Consider the following 9,702-nt stretch of genomic DNA (forward strand, 5'->3'; position numbering starts at 1 on the left):
GGTCAGTCCGCTTCCAGCTCCACCGAAGGGATCAGCGGGAAAAACTCCCCGCCGGACCAGACCCCGAACCAGCCGTCGTGGTGCTCTCCCAGCTCTGCCAGCCGGTAGAAGCTTTTGCGGTCGATCAGCGCCTCCAGCCCGGCCCGCATCATAACGTACGGAGACGGCTCGCCGGATTCGCCATCGCGTTCGGCCCGGACCGGGTTCTCCGCCCCCGCCGCGGCAGTGTCGCCGATATTGGTGGTGAAGGTGATCACCTGCTCACGCCCCGCGCCTTCAACATCGAAATCCACCGCCACAAATGGTGCGTCCTCGACGGTGATTCCAACCTTTTCCACTGGGGTAACAAGGTAGTATTTGCCATCCTCCAGTTTGAGGATGGAGGCGAACAGCTTGACCAGTTCAAACCGGGTGAACGGCGTGCCGAGGTAATGCCAGCTGCCGTCACGGGCGATGCGAATGTCCAGATCGCCGCTGAACGGCGGGTTCCACAGGTGGACCGGCGGCAGCCCTCCGCGCTTCCCGGCTTTCTTGCCGGCCGCTTTGGCCGCCGCGGCAAGGCCTCCGGCATCGGGTGTCACAGCTTTTTGTCCGCTCATTGCTTTTGCCATTTCCAGTCAGCACGATAGAGTAACAGCATATATCCGGGAAACGAGGAATGTCATGCCTGAAACGGACGATCTGCTGGCCGGCATCGAAGCGCTGGAAGCCAAGCTGCAACAGGCGCGCGCGTCGATCACCAAGCGCTTTATCGGGCAGGAACGGGTGGTGGACCTTACCCTGTCGGTACTCTTGTGCGGCGGCCACGGGCTGCTGATCGGCCTGCCGGGCCTTGGAAAAACCCGGCTGGTGGAGACGCTCAGCACGGTGATGGGGCTGGATGGCAGCCGGATCCAGTTCACCCCGGATCTGATGCCGGCGGATATTCTGGGGTCTGAGGTGCTGGACACGGCGGAGGACGGCCACCGCTCATTCCGGTTTGTGCCGGGTCCGGTGTTCTGCCAGCTGTTGATGGCAGATGAGATCAACCGCGCCAGCCCGCGAACCCAGTCGGCGCTGCTGCAGGCGATGCAAGAGCGGATGGTGACGGTGGCGGGCGAGGACCGGCCCTTGGGTGCGCCGTTCCATGTGCTGGCGACCCAGAACCCGATTGAGCAGGAGGGCACCTATCCGCTGCCCGAGGCGCAGCTGGACCGGTTCCTGTTGCAGATCGACGTGAATTACCCGGACCGTGCGACTGAGCGGGATATTCTGCTGGCCACCACGGGGGCAGAGGAAGCGGAGGCTTATCAGGTGTTTACGGCAGCGGAGCTGATCGGCGCGCAGACCCTGTTGCGGCGGATGCCGGTGGGGGAATCGGTGGTCGAGATGATCCTGGATCTGGTGCGCGCCTTCCGCCCCGAAGAACCCGGCGTGTCCGGCCATGTGGCGCAGACCGTGGCCTGGGGGCCGGGTCCGCGGGCGGCGCAGGCGCTGATGCTGGCGGTTCGGGCACGGGCGCTGCTGCAGGGGCGGCTGGCGCCCAATGCCGAGGACGTGCTGGACATGGCGCAGCCGGTGCTGAGCCACCGGATGCAGCTGAACTTTGCCGCGCGGGCGCGCGGTGACAGCCTGGCTGCCCTGATTGCGGAAACCGCCGCTGATCTGGCCCGGACCGGGGCCGCCGCGTGACCAGAGAAACCGCCTCCGTACCGGCCTCTGGTGCAGCAGCAGGACTGCGGCACCGGGCCGAGGCCGCGGCCAGTGCCCTGCCGCCCTTGCTGGTGCAGGCGCGGCATTTGGCCGGGTCTGTCCTGATGGGCGAACATGGCCGCCGCCGCGCGGGCACGGGGGATGATTTCTGGCAGTACCGGCCGGCGCAAGCGGGCGACAGCCGCCGGATGATCGACCACCGGCGTTCGGCCCGCGGCGACATTCAGTTTGTGCGCGAGCGGGAGTGGCAGATTTCCCAGACGGTGCATCTGTGGGTGGATACCGGCGCCTCAATGCGGTTTGCCTCGTCACCGAAGCTGCCGCAAAAGGCAGACCGCGCCCGCTTGCTGGCGCTGGCAGCCTCGGTGCTGATGGTGCAGGGCGGCGAGCGGGTTGGCCTGACCGGCGGCGGCCTGCCGCCCCGGCGCGGCAATGTGCAGATCCTGCGGCTGGCCGAGGCGCTCTCGGACGACGCGGAACAGGAATACGCGCCGCCGAACGACCGTGCCCTGATCCCGCATGCCCGCGCGCTGTTCATTTCGGATTTCCTGGGACCGTCCGAACCGATGGAGCAGGCGCTGTCCAAGGCTGCGGCACGCGGCGTGCGCGGGGTGCTGTTGCAGGTGCTGGACCCGGCAGAGGAGGCCTTTCCGTTCTCCGGGCGCACGGTGTTTGAAAGCATCAAGGGCGGTGTCACACATGAAACATTGAAGGCCTCGGCGCTGCAGGAGCGCTATCTGGACCGGCTGGCCGAGCGCCGCAGCGTGCTGGAACGCCTGTGCCGTGAGGCCGGCTGGCGGTTTGGCCAGCATCACACGGGCGATACGGCGCAAAATGCGCTGATGTGGCTTTACCACGCATTGGAGCGGACCGCGCCATGACAATGATTGCAGGCATCGGTTTTACGGCGCCCTGGCTTTTGCTGGGGCTCTTGGCTTTGCCGGTGCTGTGGCTGCTGTTGCGTGCGATACCGCCCGCCCCCAAGCGCCAGCCGTTTCCGGCGGTGACGCTGCTGCTGGGCCTTAAGGACGACGAGAGCCTGTCGGACCGCACCCCTTGGTGGCTGCTGCTGCTGCGGATACTGGCGGTGGCGGCGGCGATCATCGGGCTGGCGGGGCCGGTACTCAATCCCGCAACCGAAAAGGCAGGCGGCCGCGGGCCGCTGCTGATCGTAATGGATGCCAGCTGGGGCGGTGCTGCGGGCTGGAAACAGACCAGCGCCCAGGCCGCGGCGCAGCTGGAGGAGGCGGGCCGCGCCGGACGCCCGGTGGCCGTCCTGCGGCTGAGCGCGCCGGAACCCTTGCAGTTCCGCGCTGCCAGCGACTGGCAGCGGCAATTGGCCGGGCTGGCGCCCCTGCCCTGGCAGCCGGGACCGGATCAGCTGCAGCAGACCGTGGCCGCGATTGCCGCGGCAGAGGGCGGATTTGACACCGTCTGGTTCAGCGACGGGCTGGCGTATCCGGACCGCGGCGGAGTGATCGAAGCCCTGGGCCGCCGTGGTGATATCGAAGTTTTTGAGCAGCCGCTGCCGGTACTGGGGCTGCAGCCCGCCAGCTATTCCGGCGGGGCAATCGAACTGACGGTGCAGCGCAACCGCGCCGGGCCTGCACAGGAGGTTTCGGTGGTCGCGCAGGGCAAAGACCCCGGCGGCACCGCGCGCAGCCTGGCGGTGCTGCCGCTGCGGTTTGCGGATGGCGCCCGCAGCGCCACTGCTGAGCTGTCGCTGCCGGCCGAGCTGCGCGCGCGGCTGTCGCGGTTCGAAATCCGCGAGGTGAAATCCGCAGGCGCAGTGGCGCTGACCGATGACAGCTTGCGGCGGCGCGAGGTGGCGCTGGTCTCCTCTGAAAGCGCCGATGAAGCGCTGGCGCTTCTGTCGCCGCTGCATTACCTGCGCCAGGCGCTGGCGCCCTCTGCCGAGCTGCTGGAGGGCGCGCTGGCGGACCTGCTGCCTGCCAACCCGGATGTGATCGTGCTGGCGGATGTGGCGCGGCTGGCGCCCGCACAGGAAGAGGCGGTGATCACATGGGTGGAAAACGGCGGTCTGCTGTTGCGCTTTGCCGGGCCAAGGCTGGCCGCCAGCGACACCGCGCGCAGCGGAGAGGAACCCTTGATGCCGGTGCGGTTGCGCATTGGCGGCCGCAGCATTGGCGGCGCGATGAGCTGGGGCGAACCGAAGACACTGGCCCCCTTTGCCGAGACCTCGCCCTTCTACGGGCTGGAGGTGCCGGGCGAGGTCTCGATCAGCTCGCAGGTGGTTGCACAGCCCGATCCGCAGCTGGCGGACCGGGTGATTGCCGAACTGGGCGACGGCACGCCGCTGGTCACCCGCAAGACGCTGGGCCAGGGCCAGGTGGTGCTGTTTCACGTGACCGCCAATGCGGAGTGGAGCAGCCTGCCGCTGTCCGGCCTGTTTGTGTCGATGCTGGAGCGGCTGGCGGTGTCTTCCTCTGCCGCCGCACCTACGGCTGCGGACCTGGAAGGCACCACCTGGACCCCGGTTGAAGTGCTGGACGGCTTTGGCCGGCTGGCGGCGGCGGAAACGCTGCCCGGCGTCAAAGGCCCGGATCTGGTGACGGCACCCGCCGGGCCGGAGCTGCGCCCCGGTGTCTATGATGGCGGGCGCCGGATGCTGGCCCGCAATGTGCTGCGCCCGGGCGATGAGCTGCAGGCCGCGCGCTGGCCTGCCTCGGTTGCGGTCAGCAGCTATGACGCGCCGCAGGAGCTGCCGCTGGGCGGCGCGCTGCTGACGCTGGCGCTGGGGCTCTTGGTACTGGATGTACTGGGTACGCTGGTCCTTTCCGGCATGCTGGGCGGTGCCCGGACTGCGGCTCTGGCAGCTGCGCTGGGGCTGGCGGCATGGGCCGCGCCGCAGGAGATGCAGGCGCAGAACGCAGCGGCGCCTGAAGATTTCAGAGCGGCGGAGCTGGCCTCGGAACTGGTGCTGGCACATGTGCTGACCGGCGACCGGGAGGTGGACCGCATCGCAGCGGCCGGCCTGCGCGGACTGTCCGAGACGCTGTTCTTCCGCACTTCGGTCGAGCCTGCCGCCCCGGCGGGTGTCGATCTGGAGCGCGATGAGCTGGCGTTTTATCCGCTTCTGTACTGGCCGGTCACGCCGGATCAGCGGCTGCCCTCGTCCCAGGCTTACGGCAAGCTGAACGCATATTTGCGGGCGGGCGGCATGATCCTGTTCGACACCCGGGATGCGGATCTGGCGGTCTCCGGCACCACCAGCCCGGCGGCGCGGCGGCTGCAGCAGATTGCGCTGCCGCTGGACGTGCCGCCGCTGGAAGTGCTGCCGGAAGATCATGTGCTGACCCGGGCCTTTTATTTGCTGCAGGCCTTTCCTGGCCGCCACAGCCGCGGCCCGGTCTGGGTCGAGGCCGCACCGCCGGATGCGGAACAGGCCGAGGGCATCCCGTTCCGCAACCTCAACGACGGGGTGACGCCGGTGGTGATCGGCGGCAATGACTGGGCGGCGGCCTGGGCCGTGGACGGCAACGGGCGGCCCTTGCTGCCGGTCGGGCGCGGCTATGCCGGCGAGCGGCAGCGCGAACTGGCGTTCCGGTTCGGCGTCAACCTGGTGATGCATGTGCTGACCGGCAATTACAAATCGGACCAGGTGCATGTGCCCGCACTGCTGGACCGGCTGGGGCAATAGGGGAACCCGATGACACAGACGATCCTGTTTGACCCGCTGGTGCCATGGCCGGTGATCTGGGCCGCGGGTGCCATAACACTGGCGGCGCTGGTGCTGGGCCTGTGGAGAGGCCTGTCGGGCTGGGCGCTGCGGGCGCTGGCGGCGCTTGTGTTGCTGGCCGCGCTGGCAGGTCCGGTGCATCAAAGCGAGGACCGCGCCCCCTTAAGCGACATCGTGATTGTGGCCGAGGACCAGACTGCCAGCCAGCAGCTGCGCGGCCGCCCGGAACAGATGGCGCGGGCACGGGCCCAGCTGAAGGCAGCATTGGCCGCGCGGGCAGGCACCGAGGTGCGCTGGATCACCGTTCCGGACGGCGAAGGCGACGCGGGCACCCGTCTGATAGCGGCCATCGCGCAGGCGCTGGCGGATGAGCCGCGGGCGCGGGTGGCGGGGATCATTGCCCTGTCCGACGGCCAAGTTCATGACGCGGATCAGGTGCTGAACCTGCCTGCGCCGATGCATTTGCTGCTGACCGGCCGCAAAGACGATTGGGACCGCCGCCTGATCGTGAAGAACGCCCCCGGTTTTGCCATCATCGGCGAGCCGGTGAAGCTGACGCTGCGGATCGAGGATCAGGGCGCGGTGCCGGTTCAGGGCGGCTTTGCGGATCTGAACATTTCAGTCGGCGGCGACGCGCCGCAGCGTTTCACCTTGCCAATCGGCGTCGATTTCGAGCTGCCGATGGTACTGCAGCACGGCGGCCGCAATGTAATCCGGTTCAGCGTGCCGGAAGAGCCGGGCGAGCTGACGGCGCGCAACAACCAGGCCTTGGTGCAGATCAACGGGGTCCGCGACCGGCTGCGGGTGCTGCTGGTCTCGGGCGAGCCGCATGCCGGCGGGCGCACCTGGCGCAATCTGCTGAAGTCCGACAGCGCCGTGGATCTGGTGCATTTCACCATCCTGCGCCCGCCGGAAAAACAGGATGGCGTGCCGGTGGAGGAGCTGTCGCTGATCGCCTTCCCGACGCGCGAGCTGTTTCTGGAGAAAATCGACGATTTCGACCTGATCATCTTTGACCGCTACAAGCGGCGCGGCATCCTGCCTGCGGTCTATCTGGACAATGTGGCCAATTACGCGATGGGCGGCGGCGCGGTGCTGGTGGCCGCCGGGCCGGATTTTGCCAGCGCCGACAGCATCTACCGCTCACCTTTGTCACTGATCCTTCCCGCCGAACCCTCGGCGCGGGTGCTGCAAGAGGCCTACCGCCCGGAGGTGACCGATCTGGGCAAACAGCATCCGGTGACCTCGGGGCTGGAGGGAGCTGCGGATTGGGGCCGCTGGCTGCGCCAGGTCGAGCTGCGCCGCCCCGAGGGCCATGTGCTGATGAACGGCGCCGGTGAACGCCCGCTTCTGGTGCTGAACCGGGTCGGCGAGGGGCGGGTGGCGCTGCTGGCATCAGACCATGCCTGGTTGTGGAGCCGCGGCTATGAGGGCGGCGGGCCGCAGCTGGAACTGCTGCGTCGTCTGGCCCATTGGATGATGAAGGAACCGGAACTGGAAGAAGAAGCACTGTGGGCTGAGGCCTCGGGCCAGCGGATGCGTATCCTGCGCCGCACGCTTGCCGGTCAGGCAGGGCCGGTGACGGTGACCAACCCGGATGGCTCCACCGTGGAGCTGGCGCTGCGCCAGACTGCACCGGGACGGTGGGAGGCCCGTTATGACGGTCCGGAAGCGGGGCTGTACAGGCTGGAAGAAGGCGGCGAGACGGCAGTGGCCGGGCTGGGGCCTGCGGCACCGAAAGAATTCGAGGAAACCATTGCCACCGGCGAAGTGCTGGCGCCGGTTCTGGAACCTTTGCGCGGCGGTGTGCTGCGGCTGGAGGACGGTATGCCGTCCTTGCGCAACATGCGGGCCGGGCGCCCGGCGGCGGGACGCGGCTGGATCGGACTTACGCCGCGCGCGGCTTATGAAACGCTGTCAGTCAGCCAAGGACCGCTGCTGCCCGGCTGGCTGGCGCTGGTTATGGCGTCGTTCTTTATCGTCGCGGGCTGGCTGCGGGAAGGGCGGCGGTAAGCGGCTTAAACCGGTGTCACAACGGGCGGGGTCCTCCCGCCCATCGCAGGTTTCCTGCCGGAACCCCGCGAAAGTTGGGCCAAGCGCCGCGCCAAAGGCGCGGCGCGGGTCGCTTCGGGCGCAGCCCGAAGCGAAACATCTCTGCCCGGCAGTGCCCCGCGTCAATTAAGCCACCCATATCAGTCAATCCGCCCGTATCAGTCAATCCGCAGGTCAACCCGGTCAGACCGGCCTTCACCATCGACAATCACCAGCGAAGAAAAACCAGGGCCGGGGCTGGGCAGGGAGAACTCGCGCCGGCGCTGTCCCGTCAGCACCGGCAGGCCGTTTGCCATCACCAGAAACGGCGCGGTGCCGCCGCGGAGTTTCAGTGTCAGGTCCGCGCCTTCCAGCATCAGCCAGGCGCCTTCGGGCGGGAAGATCAGCTCCGGCGCATCCGCGGGTTCCGAGAAGGCGGCATCGCGGGGGCGGAAGCGCTGCAGGGGCTGCGGCAATTCGGCCGAGCTGACGATCAGCGTGGCGGGGGGCGGCGGCGGCAGCGGGTCGAGGGCCGGTTTCAGGCGGCCAAATGCTTCAAACAGCACCGGTGCTGCAAGATCGCCGCCAAAGATACCGGGGACAGGCGTGCCGTCGGCGCGGCCCATCCAGACGCCGATCACGTGGCGCCCGTCCCAGCCGATCGCCCAGGCATCGCGGTGGCCATAGGAGGTGCCGGTCTTATAGGCGATGGTGCCGCGGCGCGCGCCCGCAGGCACCGGCAGCCCGCGCAGGATGTCTGCGACTTGCCAGGCGGCCTCGGGCGAGGTCAGGCGGCCTGCGGGCGCGGGCGCTTCGCCCTGCAACATGCGCAAGGCCGGCCCCTGCCCGCTTGCCGCCAGCCCGGCGTAAAGCTGCACCATGTCTTGCAGGCTGATGCCCAGCCCGCCCAGCGACAGCGCCAGGCCGGGGGGGCCGCCGGGCAGCTCCGGCTTGGCGCCGCCAGCGCGCAAGGACCCCAGCACGCGCGCCGGTCCCAGCTCCTGCGTCAGCTTCACCACTGGGATGTTGAGCGATAGCTGCAGCGCTTTGCGCAGCCTTATTTCGCCGCGGAACTCACCATCGAAATTCTGCGGCGCGTAGCCTGCGAAGTTGACAGGACCGTCGTGGATCAGGGTTTCCGGATGCGCCAGCCCCTGATCGAAGGCGAGGCCGTAGATCAGCGGTTTCAGGGTCGAACCGGGGGAGCGGGTCGCCTGTGTCATATCGACAAAGCCGCGCCTTTGCGCATCGGAATAGCCAGGAGAACCAACCAGCGCCAGCACTTCGCCGGTCTGGTGGTCCGCGGCGATCAGGGCAGCGGAAAGAGACGGGGTGGCGCTGCGGGCGGCCTCTGCCAGCAACTGTTGCATCCGGGATTGCACCGCGCTGTCGATGGTCAGCCTGATCTGCCGCTTGCCAGGGTGCTGTGCCTTCACCCGGTCCGCCAAATGCGGTGCCAGCCGCGGGAAGGCCGCCATTTGGTGCGGCAGCGGAGTGCGGCGGGCCGCCTCGGCCTGTTCTTCGCTCAGGAGGCCCTGGCGCTGCATCCGGGCGAGCACGCGGTCGCGGGCCTCGCTGGCGGTCTCTGGGAAACGGTCCGGGCGGCGGCGTTCAGGAGATTGCGGCAGGGCGACCAGCAGCGACGCTTCTGCCGGGGTGAGGCGGCGCGGTTCTTTGCCGAACCAGCTGTAGGCCGCCGCGCGGATGCCCTCTGCCGCGCCGCCATAGGGGGCGTGGGTCAGGTAGAGGGTGAGGATCCCGTCCTTGCTAAGGCGGCGTTCCAGCGCCAGCGCCACCCGCATCTGGCGCAGCTTGCCGGCCCAGCGGCCGGTGGTGCCATCCTCCAGCAGGCGCGCCACCTGCATGGTCAGGGTAGAGCCGCCGGAGACCGCGCGGCCATTCCAAAGCGCCTGCCCTGCGGCGCGCAGCAGGGCAACGGGGTCGACACCGGCGTGGGAGCGGAAGCGCTTGTCCTCGTAGCGCAGAAGCATGTCGAGGAAGCGCGGGTCGACGTCCTCGGGCTGGACAGCGAGACGCCAGAGGCCTGTGCCGACCGGGTAGGCGCGCAAAAGCTTGCCGTTGCGGCCGAGTACTTCAGTGGAGGTTTCGGCGAGGGTGAGGGGGAGATCTGTGGCGTCGATCCAAGCATCGAAGCTGCGCCAAGCCGTGAAAGCAGCCGCAAGCAGGACCGCTAAAGTAGCGGTGTACCATTTCCATCTTTTCCCTGGCCGAAGGCCGGGCAGCGCCCGTCCCGCCCCCGACGGGGCGGGACGGGCGCT

The 9,702-nt window shown here is 68.5% G+C and carries 6 protein-coding genes; 4 read left to right on the plus strand and 2 right to left on the minus strand.

What is annotated here, in order from left to right; translation table 11 throughout:
- Positions 1–2: 2 nt before the first annotated feature.
- Positions 3–599: a DUF1285 domain-containing protein gene (locus ETW24_RS18380; protein ID WP_129372382.1), complete on the minus strand. Its 597-nt coding sequence runs from the start codon at positions 597–599 to the stop codon at positions 3–5.
- Between the two features lie 64 nt (positions 600–663).
- Here ETW24_RS18380 and ETW24_RS18385 point away from each other — a divergent pair, with 64 nt between their 5' ends.
- Genes ETW24_RS18385 through ETW24_RS18400 form a run of 4 tightly spaced genes read left to right on the plus strand, consistent with a single transcriptional unit; the run spans position 664 to position 7,405 of the window.
- The gene (locus ETW24_RS18385; RefSeq protein ID WP_129372383.1) at positions 664–1,671 is read left to right on the plus strand and encodes an AAA family ATPase; all 1,008 of its coding nucleotides are present in this window, start codon (positions 664–666) and stop codon (positions 1,669–1,671) included.
- Entirely contained in the window at positions 1,668–2,573 is a 906-nt protein-coding gene (locus ETW24_RS18390; protein ID WP_129372384.1) for a DUF58 domain-containing protein, read from the plus strand. The genes ETW24_RS18385 and ETW24_RS18390 overlap by 4 nt, the downstream gene beginning before the upstream one ends.
- Positions 2,570–5,353 carry a DUF4159 domain-containing protein gene (locus ETW24_RS18395; RefSeq protein WP_129372385.1) on the plus strand — a complete coding sequence of 928 codons (2,784 nt, stop codon included), beginning with the start codon at positions 2,570–2,572 and terminating at the stop codon, positions 5,351–5,353. Before ETW24_RS18390 ends, ETW24_RS18395 begins: the two co-directional genes overlap by 4 nt.
- Positions 5,354–5,362: 9 nt before the next feature.
- Positions 5,363–7,405 (plus strand): hypothetical protein, encoded by a 2,043-nt coding sequence (locus ETW24_RS18400; protein ID WP_129372386.1) that lies wholly within the window; start codon positions 5,363–5,365, stop codon positions 7,403–7,405.
- A gap of 197 nt (positions 7,406–7,602) precedes the next feature.
- On the opposite strand, the gene pbpC is transcribed toward ETW24_RS18400, so the two are convergent.
- On the minus strand, positions 7,603–9,666 hold the full coding sequence (pbpC, locus tag ETW24_RS18405; protein ID WP_441328140.1) for a penicillin-binding protein 1C: 2,064 nt from the start codon (positions 9,664–9,666) through the stop codon (positions 7,603–7,605).
- Positions 9,667–9,702 lie beyond the last annotated feature (36 nt).

This window comes from Leisingera sp. NJS204 (assembly GCF_004123675.1).
GTDB lineage: Bacteria > Pseudomonadota > Alphaproteobacteria > Rhodobacterales > Rhodobacteraceae > Leisingera.